Below are 21007 nucleotides of genomic sequence, written 5' to 3'. Positions count from 1 at the left end.
CGCAATTTACAGCTTGACCAGCCGCTCCGGCCGCAACGCGCCTTCGCGCATGCGTGCCACGCCCAGCAGCCGGGCTGGTTCGCCGGCATAGACGCGCGCCAGCGCATCCTCGGCCAGCCCGGTGGCGGCCGGCAGGTCGCGCTGGGCGATGCGCTGGCCCTGCAGGAAGCGCGCTGCGGCGGCGTCATCCAGATGCACCGGTGCACACTTCTGCAGCAAGGCGTCCACAGGTGCGAGCATGGCCGGGCGCTGCGCATCGTCGTGCTGTTCGATCTGCTCCAGCGTCACCGCGCCGTCCAACGTCAGGTCGCCCACGGCGATCCGGCGCAGTCCGGTCAGGTGCGCGCCGCAGCCCAGCGCTTCGCCGATGTCCTCGGCCAGCGTGCGGATATAGGTGCCCTTGCTGCACGTCACCCGCATCGTGAACGACAGGGCATCGGGCAAGGCACAATCCAGCAGCGCAATCGAACGGATGGTGACGCGGCGCGCCGCGCGCTCCACGGTCTGGCCGGCGCGCGCGTATTCATACAGCGGGCGGCCGTCCTTCTTCAGCGCCGAATGCATCGGCGGCACCTGTTCGATCTCGCCGAGGAAGCTTGCCAGCGCCTGCTCCACCGCGGCGCGGTCGCAGGTGACCTCGCGCACGTCGAGCAGCTCGCCTTCGGCGTCGCCCGTGCTCGAGCGCGCGCCCAGCCGCACCACGGCGTCATAGGTCTTGTCCGCTTCCAGCAGGTCTTGCGAAAACTTGGTGGCTTCGCCGAAGCACAGCGGCAGCAGCCCCGTGGCAAGCGGATCCAGCGTGCCGGTATGGCCGGCCTTGGCCGCGCGCAAGAGGCGCTTGGCGCGCACCAGCGCGTCGTTGGACGACAGGCCCAGCGGCTTGTCGAGCAGCAACACACCATGGACCTCGCGGCGCGGCAGGCGCGGCGGGCGGTTGGCGTTGGAATCGGTCATCTGGAGAAAGCGGGAGGCGGGACGGCGATGCGGCGCGGATGGCGGCAACGTGAACGTAGTGGCCGCGAAACCCATGCCAGGGCGGCATGGGCGCCGGCTTCAGTCGTCTTTCGAACGCGTGGCGTTCGCTTCGTTGATCAGCTTGGACATCTCGATCGCATGTTCGACCGAGGTATCGTGGAAGAAGCGCAGCGTCGGCACGGTATGGATGTGCAGGCGCTTGTACAGCAGCGAGTGCAGGTAGCCGGCCTTTTCGTTCAGGATGGCTTCCGCCTCGGCGGCCTCGGCGCCCAGCACGGTGAAGTACACCTTGGCGTGCGCATAGTCGGGCGTCAGCGCGACCGACTGCAGCGTGACCAGGCCGAGGCGCGGGTCGCGCAGTTCGCGCTGGATCATCTCGGCCAGGTCCTTCTGGATCTGGTCGGAGATGCGGAGATTGCGGGAGGAGATGCTGCCTTTCTTGGCCATTCAATACAGTCTGGTCGAGATGACAACGGCAGGCCGAAGCCTGCCGTTGCTTGCGACGCCTTACAGCGTACGCGCCACCTCTGTGATTTCGTACACCTCGAGCTGGTCGCCTTCCTGAACATCATTGAAGTTCTTGATCGACAGACCGCACTCGAAGCCTTGCTTGACTTCCTTGACGTCGTCCTTGAAGCGCTTGAGCGAATCCAGCTCGCCGTCGTGGATGACCACGTTGTTGCGCAGCACGCGCACCAGCGAGTTGCGCTTGACCAGGCCGTCGGTGACCATACAGCCGGCCACCGCACCGATCTTCGGCACGCGGAACACCTGGCGCACCTCGACCTGGCCGATGGTGGTCTCGCGCTTCTCCGGCGCCAGCATGCCCGACATCGCCGCCTTGATCTCGTCTACCGCATCGTAAATGATGTTGTAGTAGCGGATATCGATGCCGTTGTGCTCGGCCAGCTTGCGCGCACCAGCGTCGGCACGCACGTTGAAGCCGATGATGACCGCCTTCGAAGCCGTCGCCAGGTTGACGTCGGATTCGGAGATGCCACCCACGCCGCCATGCACGATCTGCACGCGCACTTCGGCGGTCGACAGCTTCTGCAGCGACTGCACCAGCGCTTCCTGCGAACCCTGCACGTCGGCCTTGACGATCAACGGCAGCGTCTGCACTTCGCCTTCGGCCATCTGCTCGAGCATGTTCTCCAGCTTGGCGGCCTGTTGCTTGGCCAGCTTCACGTCGCGGAACTTGCCCTGGCGGAACAGCGCGATTTCACGTGCCTTGCGCTCGTCCGGCAGCACCAGCACTTCTTCACCGGCGGCAGGCACTTCCGACAGACCCTGGATTTCCACCGGGATCGACGGGCCTGCTTCCTTGGTCGGCTTGCCGTTCTCGTCCAGCATGGCACGCACGCGGCCGTAGGCGCTGCCAGCCAGGACCACATCGCCACGCTTGAGCGTGCCGCTGCTGACCAGGATGGTTGCGATCGGGCCCTTGCCCTTGTCCAGCTGGGCTTCCACCACCAGGCCCTTGGCCGGGGCATCCACCGGAGCGGTCAGTTCCAGCACTTCGGCTTGCAGGAGCACTTGCTCGAGCAGCTCTTCCACACCGGTACCCATCTTGGCGGAAACCGGCACGAACGGCGAATCGCCGCCGTATTCTTCCGGCACCACCTGCTCCGCCACCAGTTCCTGCTTGACGCGGTCCGGGTTGGCATCGGGCTTGTCGATCTTGTTGATCGCCACCACGATCGGCACACCGGCAGCCTTGGCATGCGCAATGGCTTCCTTGGTCTGCGGCATCACGCCGTCGTCGGCGGCCACCACCAGGATCACGATGTCGGTCGCCTTGGCACCGCGGGCACGCATGGCCGTGAAGGCCTCGTGACCCGGGGTATCCAGGAACGTGATCACGCCGCGGTCGGTTTCCACATGGTAGGCACCGATGTGCTGCGTAATCCCGCCAGCTTCGCCCGCAGCCACCTTGGTGCGGCGGATGTAGTCCAGCAGCGAGGTCTTGCCGTGGTCGACGTGACCCATCACGGTCACCACCGGCGGACGCGGCAGCAGTTCGGCATCGGTGTGTTCCTCACCGCCCACCACCAGCAGCGCTTCCGGATCGTCCAGCTTGGCGGCATACGCCTTGTGGCCCATTTCTTCCACCACGATCATGGCGGTTTCCTGGTCCAGCACCTGGTTGATGGTCACCATCTGGCCGAGCTTCATCATCTGCTTGATGACCTCGGATGCCTTGACGGCCATCTTGTGCGCCAGGTCGGCCACCGAGACGGTTTCCGGCACGTGCACTTCACGCACCACCGGCTCGGTCGGCGCCTGGAAGCTGCTGCGGCTGTCGTCATGCTGTTGCTGCCTGCCGCCGCGGCCACGCGGGCCACCGCGCCAGCCGCCCACGCCACCCGAGGTATCGCCGCGGGTCTTCAGGCCGCTGCCCTTCTTGCGGCTGCTGTCGTCCTGCCAGCCCGCCTTCACGACCTTGCCCTTCTTGTCGGCAGTTGCCGTGGTCGTGGTCGTGGTGGCCGGCTTCTTGTCGTCCTTCTTCGCTTCCGTGGTCGCACCGGCCGGCTTCACCGGCTTGTGCAGCGTACCGGTCTGCTCGGCCTTCTTCTCTTCGGCCTTGCGCTCGGACGGCGCCTTCAGCACGCGGGGCGGCGCGTTCAGCATCTGCTGGATCGCACGGGCCTCGGCTTCGGCAGCCTCGCGGCGCTTGCGCGCAGCGACTTCCTGCTCGGCGCGGGCCTTGTCGGCGGCAGCCTTGGCCTCGTCGGCAGCCTTCTGCGCCTCGGCGCGTTCGGCGGTGACGCGTGCCTTCTCGTCCTCTGCCTTCTTGCGCGAGGAATCCTCGTTGGCCTCGGTCACGGCGCGCGACGCGGCAGCCTCTTCCTCCGCCTTGCGGGCGGCGAGTTCGGCCTGGCGGCGCTGTTCAGCCTCCAGCGCTTCCTGGCGGGCGCGGCGCTCGGCTTCCTCGCGCTCGGCTGCCTCGCGGGCGGCCTTGGCTTCAGCTTCCTGGCGCGCCAGCAGTTCGGCCTGCTGGCGTTCTTCCTCGTCGCGGCGAGCTTCCTCGACAGCATCGACGACAGGCGCCTGGGCTTCGACCGCGTCGGCCTGGGCATCGGGCGCAGCTTCGTCGCGCTTGATCAGCACGCGCTTCTTGCGCACTTCCACCTGGACCGTGCGGGTCTTGCCAGTGCCATCCGACTGGCGGATCTCGGAGGTTTCGCGCTTGGTCAGTGTGATCTTCTTGCGGGAGCTGTCGTCGGCCTGGCCGTGCGAACGCTTCAGATAGTCCAGCAGCCTGGTCTTATCCGATTCCGTGATGATGTCTTCTGGCGTCGCTTTGCCCACCCCAGCCGCCTGCAATTGTTCCAGCAGGGCAGCTGCGCTGCGACTCAGTTCTGCGGCCAGTTGGGCAACTGTTGTGCTTGCCATTCAAACCCTTTCAATGCTTGGTTTCTACGTCGGGACAAATCGTTGCGGAAAGCGCGCCCGGGCCAGGTGTAGGCTGGCCCGGCCGTGTCCCTCAGTTGAACCAATGTTCCCGTGCTTTCATGATCAGCGACTTGGCTTCTTCCTCGCTGACACCGGTCATCTCGACCAGCTCGTCCACGGCCAGTTCGGCCAGGTCGTCACGCGTATGGATATCGCCTTCGGCCAGCTTGCCGATCAGTTCCGGGTTGAGGCCGTCGAGCGAGCGCAGGTCCTGCGACACCTCTTCCACCTTTTCTTCCCGGGCCAGTTCCATCGTCAGGAGCGCATCACGCGCGCGATTGCGCAGCTCGTTGACGGTGTCTTCGTCAAAGGCCTCGATCTCCATCATTTCACTGATGGGGACATAAGCCACTTCTTCCAGCGTGGAGAAGCCTTCCTCGATCAGGATGTCGGCAACTTCCTCATCCACGTCCAGCTTGGACATGAACAGCTTGCGCACGACATCGCTCTCTTCGGCCTGCTTCTGCGCCGACTCTTCCTGCGTCATGATGTTGATCTGCCAGCCGGTCAGCTCGGTCGCCAGGCGCACGTTCTGACCACTGCGGCCGATCGAGACGGCGAGGTTTTCCTCGTCGACCACCACGTCCATGCTGTGCTTTTCTTCATCCACCACGATCGACTGCACCTGTGCCGGTGCCAGCGCGCCGATCACGAACTGCGCCGGGTCTTCCGACCACAGCACGATGTCCACGGCCTCGCCGCCGATCTCGTTGCGCACCGCGGTGACGCGGGTACCGCGCACGCCGACGCAGGTGCCGATCGGGTCGATGCGCTTGTCATGCGCGACCACGGCGATCTTGGCGCGCACGCCCGGATCACGGGCAGCCGCCTTGATCTCCAGCAGGCCTTGTTCCATTTCCGGCACTTCGTTCTCGAAGAGCTTGATCAGGAACTCGGGCGCGGTACGCGACAGTTCAATCTGCGGGCCGCGCGCGGCGCGGTCCACATTCAGGATATACGCACGCACGCGGTCACCGGTGCGCAGGTTTTCCTTGGGGATGATCTGGTCGCGGGCCAGCAGCGCTTCCACGCGGCCGGATTCGACGATCAGGCCCTTCTTGTCGGCGCGCTTGACCGTGCCGGTCATGATCTTCTCGCCGCGATCCAGGTAGTCGTTCAGGATCTGCTCGCGCTCGGCGTCGCGGATGCGCTGCAGGATCACCTGCTTGGCAGCCTGCGCACCGATGCGGCCGAACTCGACCGACTCGATCTGCTGCTCGATAAAGTCACCCAGCTCGATGCTGGGGTTTTCATCGCGGGCTTCGAACAGCAGGATCTGCTTGTCCGGCTCTTGCAGGCCCAGCTCGTCGGGAACGACCAGCCAGCGGCGGAAGGTTTCATGCTCGCCCGACTCGCGATCGATCGCGACACGGATATCCACGTCTTCCTCGAAACGCTTCTTGGTGGCCGAGGCGAGCGCCGCCTCCAGGGCACCGAATACCACATCCTTGTCGACGTTCTTCTCACGCGCAAGCGCATCGACGAGCAACAGAACTTCGCGGCTCATTGCTTGTTCCCTTTTCTTTGATTTCCTTTGAAGTCGATCACCGGCACCAGGCGTGCCTTGTCGACATCGGATACGGCAAATTCCAGCAGCGCCGGGCCATCTTTGCCTTCGAACTCCAGGCCAATCATCTCCTCGCCCGCCGCGCCGGTGGGCTCGCGCAGGATGCCTGTGAAGTTCTTCTGTCCGTTGACGGGCAGGCGCAGCGTCACGCGCACCTCCTCGCCGGCAAAGCGGACATAGTCGGCCAGCTTCTTCAGCGGCCGGTCCAGCCCGGGCGACGAGACCTCGAGGCGTTCATAGTCGACGTTCTCGACCGTGAACACGTGGGTGAGCTGGCGGCTCACCTTTTCACAATCCTCGATGGCAATGCCGGTTTCAGGCTGATCGATATAGACACGCAGCAATCCGGCCGGGGCACGCTCGAGCTCGACCAGCTCATATCCCATGCCGCTTAGGGTGGTTTCGATCAAATCTGCCAGATGCACTGTTATCCCGAGTAATGGCCATCAACACCGTGGCAGGCAAACCCGCCGGTGCCGTCCGGGACGACCCTGCTGCAGCCCTGCCTGTCCGCCATCCCCCGCTCCAGCGGAGAGAACCGAAAAACGGGCGAACCAAAAAAAAATGGGCGCAATGCCCATCATTCGCCCATCCTCGACGAGGATGGCTTTTTGAATAGACTTGAATTATACGCGGATTATGTCGAAAAGGCAAAAGCCAGACATTTCCGCGCACCGATCCGGCGCCGGCAGGCGTTCAGCCCGCCATGCGCCGCAATCAGCGCTTATCGGTTGCCGCCGCGGTTGCCACCACGGTTGCCGCCGCCACTGCCACTACCGCCGCGCGGGGAACGGTTGCCGCCCGGTTTCGACGCCTTCGGCATCACATTGCCGTTGGCTTCGCCGCCGCCGCGACGCGGCTTGCCCTGACCCTGGCCGCCCAGGCCACCCTGACCACCCTGACCGCGCATGCCACCCATGCCGCCCATGCCGGCGCCACCACGCCCCTGGCGTGCGCCAGTGCCGCGCCCGCCGCCCAGATTGGCCGCGTGCGAGGTCAGCAAGGTGGGCCCGTGGGTGATATAGCCCATCGAGGTCTTCATCGGGTCCGGCTGGCTGCTGCGGCCGCCGCTACCGCCCCGGGCGCCGCCCTGGTCGAAGCGCGGCAGGCCGTCCATGCCCGTGGGCATCGGCATGCCGGCAATCGCGGCTTCGGTGCGCTGCTTGCGCCCGCCTACCTTGGTGGCGCCCTTGGGAGCCTGCTCGCCCTTGCCGGGCACCTTCAGGCCGACACCGGCCATCAGCGCCTTGACGTCATTCGGCTCGACTTCCTGCCAGCGGCCGCGCTTGAGGCCACGCGGCAGCAGGAACTGGCCGTAGCGGGTGCGGATCAGGCGCGACACGGTCAGCCCGACCGCCTCGAACATGCGGCGCACTTCACGGTTGCGGCCTTCGGTCAGGGCCACGTGATACCACTGGTTGACGCCTTCGCCGCCGCCGTCGGCAATACGCAGGAAGTTGGCCTCGCCGTCATCGAGCTTGATGCCATGCAGCAGGCGCTGGCGGTCGGCCTCGGCCAGCTCGCCCAGCGTGCGCACCGCGTACTCGCGCTCCACGCCATAGCGCGGATGCATGAAACGGTTGGCAATGTCACCCGAGGTGGTGAAGATCAGCAGGCCTTCGGTATTGAAGTCCAGGCGGCCCACTGCGACCCACTTGCCGGCCTTGATGCGCGGCAGGCTGTCGAACACGGTCGGACGGCCTTCCGGATCGGACTGGCTGACGATCTCGCCGGCGGGCTTGTGGTACAGCAGCACGCGCGGCGGCTTGGTCGACACCTTGCGGTGGATCAGCTTGCCGTTCACGCGGACCTGGTCCGCCGGCAGGATGCGCTGGCCGATATGGGCCGGCAGGCCGTTGACCGAAACGCGGCCCTGCAGGATCAGTTCTTCCATCTCGCGGCGCGAGCCCAGCCCGCCCTCGGCCAGCACCTTGTGCAGCTTGGGCGCGTCGTCGTCGGCCGACAGCTCGCGCACCGGCTTGGCCTTGGTGCGCGGAATGACGGTGTCTTCGTTGTCGTACTGCTCGGAGATCACGAAGCGGAACAGGTCTTCGCTGCTCGCCGCGGTCTTGTCCCCGCCGCCCTGGCCCTTGCGGGGCGCCTGCGGCTTGCCGCCATCCTTGCGGCGGCCCTGCTGCCGCGCGCCGGTGCCCTGCGCCTCGCCCGGCGCTGCCGCCTTGCCCGAGCGCTGGACCGGCTTGCGCTTGCGGCCGGGCTGCTCGGGCTTGTCGGTGCCTTCGGCCCTGGCCGCGCGGTCCACCTTGTCTGCCTTGCTGGTGCCCTGGCCGCCCTGGCTACCCTGGCCGCCCTCGCCCTGCCCCGTCTTGCGCTTGCCGCGGCCACGCTGGCCAGCGCGCGCACCGCCCGCCGCCTGTGCGGCGCCCGCTTCACCGGCATCGGCCTGGCCGCCGGCGCCTTCGGCGCCCTCGCCGCGGTCCTGTGCCTGGCGGCGCGATGCGACCAGGTTCCTCAGCCCGCGGCGCAGCCCCTTGCGGCGGGGCGCGGCTTCGCTGCCCGATCCGGGTTCTGCGGCGCCGGTGTCGGCGGGTGCGCCCGCATTGCGGGTGTCTTGCTCAACGGAATCAGACAAGATATTCACTATCGGATGTTGCATGTTGTTCAGTTCGGCACGCGCTCGTCGTGCTCGCTCGGGTGCGGCGGGGTGCCGTTGTCCGGCAAATCGCCCCGCGCCCCGTCCGGATTGGGTGCGGCTGGTTCGGTGGAAGCGGCCTCGGCGGCATCGTCGGCTGCAGCTTGCAGCGGTTGCGCGTCAAAGCCATTGGCGCCTTGGTCGACCGGGCCGGTCGTCTCGGCTTCGTTTGCGACGGATGCTTCAGCCACATCCGCTGCGTGCGCGGCGGGGTCGGCAAAAGCCTCTTCGTCGGCGCTGGCCGCCTTGTTTGCAGCCAGGTCTTCAAAATTGATGGCCTGCTGTTCCAGCAGGGTTGCCTGCGCCTGCGCCTGGGCATCTTCCAGCGGCGGCAGCTCATCCAGCGTACGCAGGCCAAGATCGTCCAGGAACGCCTTGGTGGTCGCATACAGCGCCGGCCTGCCCGGCACGTCGCGGTGTCCGATCACCTCGATCCAGCTGCGGTCCTCAAGCTTCTTGATGACTTCCGTGCTGACCGTCACGCCGCGGATTTCCTCGATATCGCCGCGGGTCACCGGCTGCCGGTAGGCAATGATCGCCAGTGTTTCCATCACCGCGCGCGAATATTTTGGCGGCTTTTCAGGATTCAGCCGATCCAGGTATTCACGCATTTCCGGCCGGCTCTGGAAGCGCCAGCCGCTGGCCAGCGCCACCAGTTCCACGCCGCGCGGCCGCCAGTCCTGGCGCAGTTCATCAAGCAGCACGCGGATGGTGTCTGCGCCGACGTCGTCGTCAAACAGCCGCCGCAGATCATTGACGCGCAGCGGTTCCTGCGCGCAGATCAGCGCCGTCTCGAGGACGATCTTCGCCTCTTGGGTATTCATGTTGATGGTGTGCAGCCTGTCTTTGCACCTGCTCCCGGACGGATCCGGGGCACCGGAGATTTTGGATACAGCGGTGCGAAAGCCACCGCCATCTCATTGCGCAGCTAGCCGGATACCTGCTGCATCCAAGCCGTGCACTTCCCTATCTTTGCATCGAGTTGCCGGGCGTTCCGGCAGGAGATCGTTCGCATGCCGTTATGGGCCAGCCAGCGAACCTCTTGCGTAGCGCGTCCGCACATATCGGACGTCGCTGTCAGCGAACTGAAGGCCTCGGACGCAAGAAAAACGGGTATCGGGAGCAAGGCCGGCATCGCCAACACCGCAGTGCCAGCCGGACTTTTGAACCAGATCTTTTGAACCGGATGGACTTTGGGGACGGGACGGGCATCGAAAACCTTCCGCTTCCCCTGCCCTGAACTCGCCTTCTGGTATGAAGGCCGCCTGGCGCTGCTCGCCCGCTGCTTACCGCGGCTCACAAGACGCCGCGCGATACCGCAATGTTGGCGATTGTATGGCATTCCCGCCCCCGCCTGCAACCATCATCCGTTGCCCGCGCGGCGCCGGCGCCTCAGAACACCAGGCAGAATCCATGCTCGGCCAGCGAATGTGGCAACAGCACCGCTCGCGCAATGCCAAGGCCGCCGAACGCCATCACCGCCAGGCCGGCACCCAGGCGCACGCCGGGACGTCGCGACAGCGTACGCAAATAGCCCGACAGGCCGGAGAGCACCAGCAGGTTAGGCAGTGTGCCGAGCCCGAACACGCCCATCACGAGTGCGCCGGACGCCGCATTTCCCGCCAGCAGCGCCAGCGTGAGCGCCCCATAGACCATGCCGCACGGCACCAGTCCCCACGCCAGGCCCACGCCATATCGCCGCGCCAGGCCGCCGCGTGCGCGCACAAACGACGGCATGCCGCGTGCCACGCCAGCCAGCCGGCGCGCCACCGTTGCGCCGGCACGCGCCGCCAGCCGCTCCAGCCAGTCGACGGTAAAAGTGTTGCCGCGCAGCAACCGCCAGCCCGACCATAGCAGCATGACGCTGCCTGCGCCGAACAGCCAGCGCTGCACCGGCAGATAGTCCTGCTTCCACGCCGAAGCACCGACCGCGCCCAGCGCGGCCCCAAGCAGCATATAGGTCGAGATCCGGCCCAGGTGCATTATCAGCAACTCGCCCAGCCAGGCGGCACGGCTGGGCACAAGACTGATCGTGGCCGCCGCCCCGCGGCGTTGCTCCACGGCCAGCGCCACGCCGCCGCACATGGCAGCGCAGTGGACCCCGCCCAGCAAAGCCAGCAGAAAAACGCTGATCAGTACGCCAAATGTCAATTCTCACTCCCTACCACATCACATCGCACGGTAAAATGTCCTTATCGCGCCCTCGCTGCCATTTCTAGCAGGTTCCAATTGCTCACCTCCATTCCCATTACCGAGATGTCACCCCGCTGCTCCACCTGTGCGATGGGGCAGCTGTGCCTTCCGGTCGGCATGTCGCAGCAAGACCTTGCCAAGATGGACACGCTGGTTCAGGAACGCATCCGTGTGCACAAGGGTGAAACCCTGTATCGCATGGGCGATCCGCTCACCGCGGTCTATGCCGTGCGCTTTGGCACGCTCAAGACCCACGTCACCACTGAAGACGGCCGCTCGCAGATTACCGGCTTCCACCTGCCCGGCGAAATTGTCGGTCTCGACGGGCTGGGCGAGATGCAGCATGCCTCCGATGCCGCCGCGCTGGAGGACACCGAAGTCTGCGTGGTCCGCATGAGCGAGTTGCAATCGCTGTCGGCAGACCTGCCGTCGCTGCAGCAGCAGTTCCTGCGCCTGATGGGCAAGGAAATCACGCATGACCAACTGATGCTGGTCACGCTGGGCTCGATGCGCGCCGAGGAACGCCTTGCCGCCTTCCTGATCAACCTCTCTGAGCGCCTGTCGGCGCGCGGCTATTCGGCGTCCGAGTTCGTGATGCGCATGAGCCGCGAAGAGATCGGCAGCTACCTGGGCCTGAAGCTCGAAACCGTCAGCCGCCTGTTCTCTCGCTTTGCCGAAGCCGGCCTGATCCAGATTCGCCAGCGCCACGTCAAGCTCGTGGACATCGACGGCATCAAGCAACTCTACAGCCGCTCCTGCTAAGCGGCCAAGGCGCTGTCATGGCCGCATCCGGCCATGACAGCGCAGGCCTCACGGCAGCCCGCTTACTCCAGTTCGTCGGTATCGCTGAGCCGCGTCGGCATGGTGTAGAGCGTCAGTCCGCTGGACAACGCGCAGAACACCCAGGCCATCAGGAAGCCGATGGTGTAGACCGATTCGCGGGACGCTTCGATCGGCTGGCCGAAGAAGTTCAGGTCACCGGGATCCACCACCGAAAACACCGTCGCGGTCGCAAACCCAGCCATCAGGAACGCCGGCCAGAGTACCCACATCAGCCAGCGCAACCTCATGGCTGCCTCACAGCGGCAGCCTTGGGCGGCGCGGCGTCGACCTTCTCGACCACCAGGCCATGGCGCGTTGCACCCTGCACCGGCATGTCCGGATGCGTGGATGCCAGCCAGATTGTCACGCCGCACGCCACCATCGCCACCAGCGGGCCGCTCATCAACAGCCACGGCCACGGCTCCTTCCACCACGGATTGCCTTGCTGACTCATCTTGCCCCCTTCATCTTGACGACTAGCTTCACAAATCGCGCGGCACGATGAAACTGGTGGATTGCCGGATTTCGGCATGCCCCCGCTCCGTGCCTTCGCTCGTCACTGTCACGTTGATCTTGTGCGTGCCCTGCGCCGCGGCCTCGATCGGCACGCGGATCCGGATCGGCAGCAACCGGTTGGACGTCGGCGCCAGCGATTCGGCCTGCTTGTCGTATTCCACCGTCAGGTTCTTCAATTCGTCGCTGTCGGCGCGCACGCTGATCTGCATCGGCGCTTCGGTGGTGTTGATCAGCTGCAGGCGATAGACATTCTCGATCCAGCGGCCTTCCACTTCACGGCCGAGCGCACCACGGTCGCGGATGATGTCGACCTTCAGCGGCGTGCGCAGCGCGATCGAAGCCATGAACCCGGCCAGCAGTGCCACCCAGATCACGGAATAGATAACGACGCGCGGGCGCAGCAGGCGCTTGCGCGATGCCGCCGCGGACAAGCCCTTGCGCATCGCGTTTTCCGAGGTGTACCGGATCAGGCCGCGCGGATATGCCATCTTGTCCATGACCTGGTCGCAGGCGTCGATGCAGGCGCCGCAGCCGATGCACTCGTACTGCAGGCCGTCGCGGATATCGATGCCCGTCGGGCACACCTGCACGCAGATGCTGCAGTTGACGCAGTCGCCAAGCCCCGCCTTGTGGTGGTCGGTCTTGCGCGACCGGCTGCCGCGCGGCTCGCCGCGGCCGACGTCGTAGGTCACGACATAGGTATCGCGATCCACCATCACGCTCTGGAAGCGCGCATACGGGCACATGTACTTGCACACCTGCTCGCGCATGAAGCCCGCATTGCCCCAGGTGGCGAACGCGTAGAACAGCATCCAGAACGACTGCCACGGCCCCAGCGACAGGCTGAGCACCTCGCCGCCCAGTTCGCGGATCGGTGCGAAATAGCCGATGAAGGTAAAGCCGGTCCAGAGCGCAATCAGCACCCACAGGAAGTGCTTGGTCGCCTTGAGACGGAACTTGCGCAGGCTCCACGGATCGCCGTCGAGCCGGATGCGGGCGATGCGGTCGCCTTCGACCCGCCGCTCGATCCACATGAAGATCTCGGTGTAGACCGTCTGCGGACAGGCATAGCCGCAGAACAGCCGCCCCGCGATCGCCGTGAACAGGAACAGCGCCAGCGCCGAGATGACCAGCAGCACCGCCAGGTAGATGACGTCCTGCGGCCACAGCACCAGCCCGAAGATGTAGAACTTGCGCTCGCCAAGGTCAAACAGCACGGCCTGGCGGTCATTCCATTGGAGCCAGGGCGTGCCGTAGTAGATCAGCTGGGTCAGGATCACCAGCCAGACCCGCCAGCTGGAGAAGGCGCCCGTCACCGAGCGCGGGTAGATCTTGCGGCGGACCTCGTAGAGCGTTTCGTCAGAGGTCTCGCCCGGCGCAGCGGCCGACCGTTGCAGGTCGGCCGCCCGGGCCATTTCTTCGGTCCCGGGTGCGTTCATGGGCATGCTCTCCCGCGAGCTGCCAGCGCCCGCTCACATGAGTCGTCGGTCATTGCCCGGCTCCGCCCCCAGTGTTGGACAAACCCCAGACATAGGCCGTCAGCATCCGGATGCGTTCAGGCGTCAGGATCTCCTCATGCGCGGGCATGTGGTTGTTGTGGCCCTTCAGGATGGCGTCGACGATGCTGCCTTCCGAGCTGCCATACAGCCAGACGTTGTCCGCCAGGTTGGGCGCGCCGAGCGCCTGGTTGCCCTTGCCGCCGGCGCCGTGGCATGCCACGCAGGTCGTCTTGAAGGCGCCCTCGCCACGCGACGCACGGATCGGGTCCGACGACAGGCCCGACAGCGAGCGCACGTATTGCGCCACGTCGCCCGCCTGCTTGGCGTCGATGGCCGCGGCAAACGGCGGCATCACGCCATTGCGGCCCTTGGTGATGGTCTGCTGGATGATGTCGGGTTCGCCACCATAGAGCCAGTCGCTGTCCGTCAGGTTCGGGAAGCCGCGGCTGCCGCGCGCGTCCGAGCCGTGGCATTGTGCGCAGTAGTTCAGGAACAGGCGCTGGCCGATCTCGCGCGCCTGCGGATCCGCCGCTACCTGCTTGACGTCCATCTTCAGGTACTTGGCGTAGATCTCGTTCTGCATTTTCTCCTGCGCCGCGCGGTGCGCGGCAAGTTCGCCCTGCGTGGAGAACTTCAGCACGCCGGCATACGAACCCAGTCCCGGGTACAGCACCAGGTAGGCCAGGCTGAAGATGCAGGCCAGCAGGAACATCCACATCCACCAGCGCGGCAACGGGTTGTTCAGCTCGCGCAGGTCACCGTCCCAGACATGGCCGGTGTCTTCAGTGCCGCCGGCGGTCTTGGCGACCTTGCGTTGCGAGAACAGCAGCCACACGCACCAGACGATGCCGATGAGCGCGATAGCGGCAATGTAATAACTCCAGAATTCGGAAATGAAATCGCTCATGGCTAGGTGTTCCGGCTCGATGTTGTCGTGGTTTCGTCAGGCAGCGCGAACGGCAGCATGGCGGATTCCCGGTTGGCGGCCTGCCGGCCGGCGGACCAGGCCCACCAGCAGATCCCCAGGAAGACGACCATCGACACGACGGTCGCAATGGCAGTGATCATGGCCATGGCTTACTCCTTGGGTGCCGCGGCCGCGGCGGAATCCACGCGGACGTTGCGGCGGTTGGTACCCAGGCCTTGCAGGTAGGCAACCAGCGCATCTTCTTCGGTCTTGCCCTTGAGCTCGTCCGGTGCCTTGGCGATCTCGGCATCCGTGTACGGCACGCCCAGGCGCACCAGCGCGCGCATGCGGGCCTGGATGTCGTTGGTGGGCAGCTCGGCCCTTTCCAGCCACGGGTACGATGGCATCACCGATTCCGGCACCACGTCGCGCGGATTGCGCAGGTGGATGCGCTGCCAGTCATCCGAGTAGCGCCCGCCCACGCGCGCCAGGTCGGGACCGGTGCGCTTGGAGCCCCACAGGAACGGGTGGTCGTAGACCGACTCGCCCGCCGTGGAAAAGTGGCCGTAGCGCTCGGTCTCGGCCTGCAGCGTGCGGACCTGCTGCGAGTGGCAGCCGACGCAGCCTTCACGGATATAGATATCGCGGCCCATCAGCCGCAGCGGCGAATACGGGGTGATGCCCGGATCCGGCTCGGTGGTGGAGTGCTGGAAGAACAGCGGCACGATCTGGACCAGACCCGCAATGCTGACCACGAGGATCGTGCAGATGATCAGCCAGCCGATGTTCTTCTCCAGCGTTTCGTGGGAAAAGAAGCGTTGTTTGTCGGACATCTTTCTATCCTGGATTGATCAGTGGGCAGAGGCAGTGATGCTGGCCGGAATCGGCGCATCCACGGCGGGCTTGCCGACGATGGTCTTGAGCACGTTGTAGGCCATCAGCAGCATGCCGGACAGGAAGCACAGGCCACCCAGCAAGCGAATCAGGTAGAACGGGTACTTGGCCTTGACTGCTTCGACGAAGGCATAGGTCAGCGTGCCGTCAGGCTGCGTGGCGCGCCACATCAGGCCTTCCATCACCCCGGCGATCCACATCGAGGCGATATACAGCACCACGCCGATGGTCGCGATCCAGAAGTGCCATTCGATCATCCTGACGCTGTACATCTGCTTCTCGCCGAACAGACGCGGGATCAGGTAGTAGAGCGAGCCGATCGAGATCATCGCGACCCAGCCCAGCGCGCCCGAGTGCACGTGACCGATGGTCCAGTCCGTGTAGTGCGAGAGCGCGTTGACGGTCTTGATCGACATCATCGAGCCTTCGAACGTGGCCATGCCGTAGAACGACAGCGCCACCACCAGGAACTTCAGGATGGGGTCGGTGCGCAGCTTGTGCCAGGCCCCCGACAAGGTCATGATGCCGTTGATCATGCCGCCCCACGACGGCGCCAGCAGGATCAGCGAGAACACCATGCCCAGCGACTGTGCCCAGTCCGGCAGCGCGGTGTACTGCAGGTGGTGCGGGCCGGCCCACATGTAGGTGAAGTTCAGCGCCCAGAAGTGGACGATGGACAGGCGGTAGGAGTAGATCGGGCGCTCGGCCTGCTTGGGAATGAAGTAGTACATCATCCCCAGGAAGCTGGTGGTCAGGAAGAAGCCCACGGCATTATGGCCGTACCACCATTGGATCATCGCGTCCTGCACGCCGGCATAGGCCGAGTAGGACTTCCACAGCGACACCGGCATCTCGATGTTGTTGACGATGTGCAGCAGCGCGATGGTCAGGATGTAGGCGCCGAAGAACCAGTTGGCGACGTAGATATGCCGGGTCTTGCGCTTGACGATGGTGCCGAAGAACACGATCGCGTAGGCCACCCAGACCGCGGTGATCAGCAGGTCGATCGGCCATTCCAGTTCCGCGTATTCCTTGGAGCTGGTGATCCCCAGCGGCAGCGTGATGGCGGCGGCGACGATGACCAGCTGCCAGCCCCAGAACGTGAACGCGGCCAGCGGGCCGCAGAACAGGCGAGCCTGGCAGGTGCGCTGAACCACGTAGTACGAGGTCGCGAACAGCGCGCTGCCGCCGAAGGCGAAGATCACCGCATTGGTATGCAGCGGCCGCAGCCGGCCAAACGACAGCCAGGGTGTGTTGAAATTGAGTTCGGGCCAGATCAGCTGTGCTGCCAGCAGCACGCCGACGGCCATGCCGACGATCCCCCAGACTACCGTCATGACAGCGAACTGTCTTACGACGCCGTAATTGAAGGTGTCGACGCGTGAAGACGCGGCAGTGACATCCATTCAGACCCCCAAAGCTTAGAGAAAAGAAAAAACCTACTGACAGTGTGACTTTAGAAAAACCATGCTGCGTGTGCGTTGATCTTTATCAAGTCGCTCAGGGCATGCATGGAACCTGCGTGCTGGACCCCGGTCGGAGGGCGCGCCGCGCGGCAGGTTCATGGCTTGTCGTTGTCCAGCAGGATCGATTCGGCGGGCCGGTCCAGGTCGTCGTACTGCCCGGCATGGAGGGCCCACCACAGCGCGCCCGCGATGACCACGACAAGCACCAGGCTCATCGGCACCAGCAGGTAAAGCGTTTCCATCAGTCAGACTCCCTTGTGGCGCGGCTTGCCGGCGCGCAGCAGGCGCCAGGCATTGGCCACCACCAGCAACGACGACAGCGACATGCCGATGCCGGCCATCCAGGCCGTGACCAGCCCCGTCGCTGCGAGCGGGATGGCCACCACGTTGTAGAAGAAGGCCCAGCCCAGGTTCTGGCGCACCACCCGGCGCGTCCGGCGCGACACCGCCAATGCGGTGGCGATCTCGGCCACGCCGCCGTGCGTCAGCACCGCGTCCGCACCGGCCTGGGCCAGCGGCGCGCCGCTGCCGATGGCGATCGACACCTGGGCCTGCGCCAGCACCGGCGCATCGTTGATGCCATCGCCCACGGCCAGCACCACCGCCCCGCCCTGCTGGAGCCGCGCGACGTAGTTGCGCTTGCCTTCCGGGGTGACCGCGCCGGCCACGCAGGCTATGCCGAAGTGCGATGCCCACCAGTGGACCGCTTCGGCGTGATCGCCCGATACCAGGTGGCAGCGCACGCCCAGTTCGCGCAGCCGCGTGAGCAACTGCGGCGTCTGCGTCCGCTCCACATCGGCCAGGACGAAGCGCGCCAGCGGACCCGCTGGCGCGCCCAGCCACACCACGGTGGCGCCAGGATGGTCCGCGTCGCTGCGCCAGGTGTCCGGTGCCTGGCCGCTGTCGGGCGCCAGCGCCGCGACAAAGTCGGCGCGGCCGAGCCGCAGGCGTTGGCCATCGACGATCGCCTCCAGGCCCTGGCCCGGGACGTTGCGCATGTCGGACACCTGGAGCGGCATGCCGGCGTTACCCTGCGCCGCGGCCACCAGCGCACGCGCGATCGGATGTTCGCCACCGCGCTCCATCGCGGCGGCCAGCGCCAGGCATCGGGTCCGATCGGCGTCAGCCAGCGGCTCGACCGCGGCCACGGCAAAGCGCCCTTCGGTCAGCGTGCCGGTCTTGTCGAGGACCACGTCGGTGACGCGCGCCAGCGTCTCCAGCGCGTGGCCGCGTGTCAGCAGCACGCCGCGGCGCGAAAGCGCCGCACCGGCCGCGGCCAGTGCGGCCGGCGTTGCCAGCGACAAGGCGCACGGGCAACTGACCACCAGCACCGCAATCGTCACCAGCAAGGCGCGCGACGGATCGATCCAGAGGCCCCACACCAGCCCGGTCAGCGCCGCCAGCACCAGCAGCGTCGCCACGAACCAGCCCGCGACGCGGTCGGCCAGCGTGGCCAGGCGCGGCTTTTCAGCCAGCGCGCGGTCCAGCACGGCGACGATCTCGGCCAGGCGGGTGCCGGCGCCGACGCGCGTGATCCGCAGTTCGAGCGGGCTTGCCGTATTGAAGCTGCCGGCCAGCACGGTCTCGCCGGCGGCGCGGCGCACCGGGCGGCTCTCGCCGGTCAGCATGGATTCGTCGAGTTCGCTCGCGCCCGCCACCACGGCGCCATCGGCGGGAACGATCTCGCCGGCCTTGACGCGGATCAGATCGCCCGCGCGCAGGCGCGCGACCGGCACACGCTCGCCGGCGCCGCCGGTGGCGGCCAGCCGCTCGCAGGTGGCCGGCAGCTGGCGCGCCAGCATCTCGGCGCCGCTGCGCGAGGCCTGGCGCACGCGCAGTTCCAGGTAGCGGGCCAGCAGCAGGAAGGCGACGAACATCGTCACCGAATCGAAATACACCTCGCCCACTCCGCGCACCGTGGCCAGCGCGCTGGCGGCAAAGCCGGCGCCGATGCCGATCGCCACCGGCACGTCCATGCCCATGTGGCGCTGGCGCAGGCTGCGCCAGGCACCGGCAAAGATCGGCGAGGCGGCATAGAACACCACCGGCAGCGTCAGGGCGAAACTGGCCCAGCGCATCAGCTGGAGCTGGCCAGGGTCGATGGTGGCCTCGTGCGTGTAGATCGGCCACGCATACATCATGACCTGCATCATGCCGAGCATGGCCACCGCCATGCGCATCAGCAGCCCGCGGCGCGCGCGGCGGTCCTGCTGGTCGGTGCGCGAGACTTCGAACGGCCAGGCCATGTAGCCGATGCCGGCCAGCGCGGCTAGCAGCCCCGCCACCGTCTGGGCGCCGTCGCGCCAGCGCACCACCACGCGCCGCGTGGCGACATTGGCGACCGCGGACTCAACGCCCGGCTGGCGGCTCAGGTGCTGTTCGATCAGCCACGCGCAGGCGGCACAGCGGATGTTCTCGGGCGCCAGCGTGATCTCGGCGCGGCCGCTGTCCAGCGGGCGGACAAACTGGGCGCGCAGCTCAGGGGTGTCGTAGGCGGCCCAGATCGGTTCGGCCTCGCGCCGGGCGTCGTCGTCGATGGGACGGGCGAAGCGGGCTTCATCCCCGTACAGGTGGGCGAAGCCGGCCGCATGGAGGGTCTGCGCCAATGCCTGGCAACCGCCGCAGCAGAACACCCGGCGGCTGCCGTCCAGCTCGGCGGCAAGCGGCTCGGTGTCCGTGACGGGCAGGCCGCAATGGAAGCAGGCCAGCCGCGCACCGGCGCCGGACGCAGCCGGGCCCACGGCATCACGGAGCGCGGACGGCGGGTACGGTGCCAGCAAGCTGGCTGAAGGACTGGTGACTGGGGGCGACGACATGGGAACCTTTTTCTACCCGATGGAGGGTATATGCGGGTCCCCGAATCGACCTTGATATAGGTCAATGCGGCCCGGCAATCGTCGCGCCGGGCCGGAAAACAACGCTCAGGTGAGCGTGGTATCCATGGTGCGGCGCTCGGATTCCAGGTATTCGCGCGATTGCATCTCGATGATGCGCGATACGGTCCGATGGAACTCGTTGGCCATCTGGCCTTCGGTGTAGAGTTCGTCCGCGGGCACTTCCGCCGACATCAGCAGCTTGACCTTGTGGTCGTAGAAGACATCGATCAGCCAGGTGAAGCGGCGTGCCTCGGACGACATGCGTGGCGTCATGCGCGGCACGTCGGACAGGATCACGGTGTGGAACTGGGACGCCAGCTCCAGGTAGTCGTTCTGTGAGCGCGGGCCGCCGCACAGCGTGGCAAAGTCGAACCACACCACGCCGTTGGCCTTGCGCAGCGCACGCAACTCGCGATGCTCGATATGCAGCAGCGGCGACTCGTCGGCCACGCCGGCGATCGAGGTGAAGGCGTCGCGCAGCGCGGAACTGGCCTTGGCGCCGAGCGGCGTGTGGTACGCCTGCACCTGCTCCAGCGCGCGCTTGCGATAGTCGATGCCCGCGTCGACGTTGAGCACATCGAGCTTCTGCTGCAGCAGCGCGATGGCCGGCAGCACGCGGTCGCGGTGCAGGCCATCCGGATACAGCAGGTCCGGGCGGTAGTTGGAGGTCATCACGAACTGCACGCCGTTCTCGAACATCTGCTGCAGCAGCCGATGCAGGATCATCGCGTCGGCGACGTCGCTGACGTGGAATTCATCGAAGCAGATCAGCCGGAAGCGGCGCGCGATGCGTTTGGCCAGCTCATCCAGCGGATCGGGACGCCCGCGCAGCTCTTCGAGCTGGCGATGGACCTCGCGCATGAACTCATGGAAATGCAGCCGCGTCTTGCGCACCACCGGCACGCAGGTATAGAAGCTGTCCATCAGGAAGGACTTGCCGCGCCCCACCCCACCCCACAGGTAGACGCCCTTGGGCACGTCGGGACGGACCAGCAGCTTCTTCAGCGCATTGTTGCGGCGGCTCTTGTAGGCCACCCATTCGTCGTAGCACTGCTGCAGCCGGGCCACGGCGCGCAGCTGCGCTTCGTCGGACTGGTAGCCGCGCTCCTTCAGTTCCTTCTCGTAGTACTCGGTGACGTTCATGCTGACGGGTTCCTGCGGCACGGGCCGCAAGTGAAAACGGGGC

General features: G+C 66.1%; 19 protein-coding genes. 1 reads left to right on the top strand and 18 read right to left on the bottom strand.

All coding sequences use genetic code 11. The annotated features are described in order from the left end of the window. Positions 1–6 precede the first annotated feature (6 nt). The 8 genes from truB to AC3WON_RS16560 all read right to left on the bottom strand — a co-directional run bounded on the left by truB (position 7) and on the right by AC3WON_RS16560 (position 10799). Positions 7–954: a tRNA pseudouridine(55) synthase TruB gene (gene truB / locus AC3WON_RS16595; RefSeq protein WP_492319921.1), complete on the bottom strand. Its 948-nt coding sequence runs from the start codon at positions 952–954 to the stop codon at positions 7–9. 99 nt (positions 955–1053) lie between these two features. Further along, a complete protein-coding gene (rbfA, locus tag AC3WON_RS16590; RefSeq protein ID WP_010809484.1) occupies positions 1054–1422 on the bottom strand; it encodes a 30S ribosome-binding factor RbfA in 369 nt (122 codons plus the stop codon). A 60-nt stretch (positions 1423–1482) separates the two neighbouring features. After that, positions 1483–4371, bottom strand: a complete 2889-nt coding sequence (gene infB, locus AC3WON_RS16585; RefSeq protein WP_492319920.1) for a translation initiation factor IF-2 — start codon at positions 4369–4371, stop codon at positions 1483–1485. Between the two features lie 91 nt (positions 4372–4462). Next, entirely contained in the window at positions 4463–5938 is a 1476-nt protein-coding gene (gene nusA, locus AC3WON_RS16580; protein WP_010809482.1) for a transcription termination factor NusA, read from the bottom strand. Next, entirely contained in the window at positions 5935–6423 is a 489-nt protein-coding gene (gene rimP, locus AC3WON_RS16575; RefSeq protein WP_492319919.1) for a ribosome maturation factor RimP, read from the bottom strand. Before rimP ends, nusA begins: the two co-directional genes overlap by 4 nt. Positions 6424–6722: 299 nt before the next feature. Then, on the bottom strand, positions 6723–8612 hold the full coding sequence (gene rluB, locus AC3WON_RS16570) for a 23S rRNA pseudouridine(2605) synthase RluB (protein ID WP_492352279.1): 1890 nt from the start codon (positions 8610–8612) through the stop codon (positions 6723–6725). A gap of 5 nt (positions 8613–8617) precedes the next feature. Beyond that, the gene (gene scpB, locus AC3WON_RS16565; protein WP_492319917.1) at positions 8618–9472 is read right to left on the bottom strand and encodes an SMC-Scp complex subunit ScpB; all 855 of its coding nucleotides are present in this window, start codon (positions 9470–9472) and stop codon (positions 8618–8620) included. Positions 9473–10040: 568 nt separating this feature from the next. Further along, complete coding sequence (locus tag AC3WON_RS16560) at positions 10041–10799, bottom strand: sulfite exporter TauE/SafE family protein (protein WP_492319916.1); 759 nt, start codon at positions 10797–10799, stop codon at positions 10041–10043. A gap of 78 nt (positions 10800–10877) precedes the next feature. On the opposite strand from AC3WON_RS16560, the gene fnr reads away from it, so the two are divergent. Beyond that, the gene (gene fnr / locus AC3WON_RS16555; RefSeq protein WP_010809477.1) at positions 10878–11603 is read left to right on the top strand and encodes a fumarate/nitrate reduction transcriptional regulator Fnr; all 726 of its coding nucleotides are present in this window, start codon (positions 10878–10880) and stop codon (positions 11601–11603) included. A gap of 62 nt (positions 11604–11665) precedes the next feature. Here fnr and AC3WON_RS16550 read toward each other — a convergent pair whose 3' ends face one another. The 10 genes from AC3WON_RS16550 to zapE all read right to left on the bottom strand — a co-directional run bounded on the left by AC3WON_RS16550 (position 11666) and on the right by zapE (position 20964). After that, positions 11666–11911: a hypothetical protein gene (locus tag AC3WON_RS16550; protein ID WP_013957176.1), complete on the bottom strand. Its 246-nt coding sequence runs from the start codon at positions 11909–11911 to the stop codon at positions 11666–11668. Beyond that, on the bottom strand, positions 11908–12117 hold the full coding sequence (locus AC3WON_RS16545) for a hypothetical protein (RefSeq protein ID WP_492319915.1): 210 nt from the start codon (positions 12115–12117) through the stop codon (positions 11908–11910). Before AC3WON_RS16545 ends, AC3WON_RS16550 begins: the two co-directional genes overlap by 4 nt. A gap of 28 nt (positions 12118–12145) precedes the next feature. Beyond that, positions 12146–13618: a cytochrome c oxidase accessory protein CcoG gene (gene ccoG / locus AC3WON_RS16540; protein ID WP_492319914.1), complete on the bottom strand. Its 1473-nt coding sequence runs from the start codon at positions 13616–13618 to the stop codon at positions 12146–12148. Between the two features lie 49 nt (positions 13619–13667). Continuing rightward, positions 13668–14585 carry a cytochrome-c oxidase, cbb3-type subunit III gene (gene ccoP, locus AC3WON_RS16535; protein WP_492319913.1) on the bottom strand — a complete coding sequence of 306 codons (918 nt, stop codon included), beginning with the start codon at positions 14583–14585 and terminating at the stop codon, positions 13668–13670. A 2-nt stretch (positions 14586–14587) separates the two neighbouring features. Beyond that, on the bottom strand, positions 14588–14752 hold the full coding sequence (locus tag AC3WON_RS16530; RefSeq protein WP_010809472.1) for a cbb3-type cytochrome oxidase subunit 3: 165 nt from the start codon (positions 14750–14752) through the stop codon (positions 14588–14590). Between the two features lie 3 nt (positions 14753–14755). Beyond that, positions 14756–15418, bottom strand: coding sequence for a cytochrome-c oxidase, cbb3-type subunit II (gene ccoO / locus AC3WON_RS16525; RefSeq protein WP_492319912.1), 663 nt, complete (start codon positions 15416–15418; stop codon positions 14756–14758). Between the two features lie 18 nt (positions 15419–15436). Then, the gene (gene ccoN / locus AC3WON_RS16520; RefSeq protein ID WP_492352278.1) at positions 15437–16885 is read right to left on the bottom strand and encodes a cytochrome-c oxidase, cbb3-type subunit I; all 1449 of its coding nucleotides are present in this window, start codon (positions 16883–16885) and stop codon (positions 15437–15439) included. Positions 16886–17040: 155 nt separating this feature from the next. Then, positions 17041–17187 carry a cbb3-type cytochrome oxidase assembly protein CcoS gene (gene ccoS / locus AC3WON_RS16515; protein WP_010809469.1) on the bottom strand — a complete coding sequence of 49 codons (147 nt, stop codon included), beginning with the start codon at positions 17185–17187 and terminating at the stop codon, positions 17041–17043. Positions 17188–17190: 3 nt separating this feature from the next. Then, on the bottom strand, positions 17191–19761 hold the full coding sequence (locus AC3WON_RS16510; RefSeq protein WP_492352277.1) for a heavy metal translocating P-type ATPase: 2571 nt from the start codon (positions 19759–19761) through the stop codon (positions 17191–17193). Between the two features lie 105 nt (positions 19762–19866). Further along, positions 19867–20964 carry a cell division protein ZapE gene (zapE, locus tag AC3WON_RS16505; RefSeq protein ID WP_013957184.1) on the bottom strand — a complete coding sequence of 366 codons (1098 nt, stop codon included), beginning with the start codon at positions 20962–20964 and terminating at the stop codon, positions 19867–19869. Between the last annotated feature and the right edge of the window lie 43 nt (positions 20965–21007).

This window comes from Cupriavidus sp. FW305-46, from assembly GCF_058787075.1.
The sequence above is the reverse complement of the archived record's forward strand: the minus strand, read 5'-3'. Positions and strand labels throughout refer to the sequence as shown.

Bases quoted from the DNA above. Each gene is read 5' to 3' on its own strand.
- truB (WP_492319921.1), bottom strand. From the start codon at position 954: ATGACCGATTCCAACGCCAACCGCCCGCCGCGCCTGCCGCGCCGCGAG.
- rbfA (WP_010809484.1), bottom strand. From the start codon at position 1,422: ATGGCCAAGAAAGGCAGCATCTCCTCCCGCAATCTCCGCATCTCCGAC.
- infB (WP_492319920.1), bottom strand. From the start codon at position 4,371: ATGGCAAGCACAACAGTTGCCCAACTGGCCGCAGAACTGAGTCGCAGC.
- nusA (WP_010809482.1), bottom strand. From the start codon at position 5,938: ATGAGCCGCGAAGTTCTGTTGCTCGTCGATGCGCTTGCGCGTGAGAAG.
- rluB (WP_492352279.1), bottom strand. From the start codon at position 8,612: ATGCAACATCCGATAGTGAATATCTTGTCTGATTCCGTTGAGCAAGAC.
- scpB (WP_492319917.1), bottom strand. From the start codon at position 9,472: ATGAATACCCAAGAGGCGAAGATCGTCCTCGAGACGGCGCTGATCTGC.
- AC3WON_RS16550 (WP_013957176.1), bottom strand. From the start codon at position 11,911: ATGAGGTTGCGCTGGCTGATGTGGGTACTCTGGCCGGCGTTCCTGATG.
- AC3WON_RS16545 (WP_492319915.1), bottom strand. From the start codon at position 12,117: ATGAGTCAGCAAGGCAATCCGTGGTGGAAGGAGCCGTGGCCGTGGCTG.
- ccoG (WP_492319914.1), bottom strand. From the start codon at position 13,618: ATGAACGCACCCGGGACCGAAGAAATGGCCCGGGCGGCCGACCTGCAA.
- ccoP (WP_492319913.1), bottom strand. From the start codon at position 14,585: ATGAGCGATTTCATTTCCGAATTCTGGAGTTATTACATTGCCGCTATC.
- AC3WON_RS16530 (WP_010809472.1), bottom strand. From the start codon at position 14,752: ATGGCCATGATCACTGCCATTGCGACCGTCGTGTCGATGGTCGTCTTC.
- ccoO (WP_492319912.1), bottom strand. From the start codon at position 15,418: ATGTCCGACAAACAACGCTTCTTTTCCCACGAAACGCTGGAGAAGAAC.
- ccoN (WP_492352278.1), bottom strand. From the start codon at position 16,885: ATGGATGTCACTGCCGCGTCTTCACGCGTCGACACCTTCAATTACGGC.
- ccoS (WP_010809469.1), bottom strand. From the start codon at position 17,187: ATGGAAACGCTTTACCTGCTGGTGCCGATGAGCCTGGTGCTTGTCGTG.
- AC3WON_RS16510 (WP_492352277.1), bottom strand. From the start codon at position 19,761: ATGTCGTCGCCCCCAGTCACCAGTCCTTCAGCCAGCTTGCTGGCACCG.
- zapE (WP_013957184.1), bottom strand. From the start codon at position 20,964: ATGAACGTCACCGAGTACTACGAGAAGGAACTGAAGGAGCGCGGCTAC.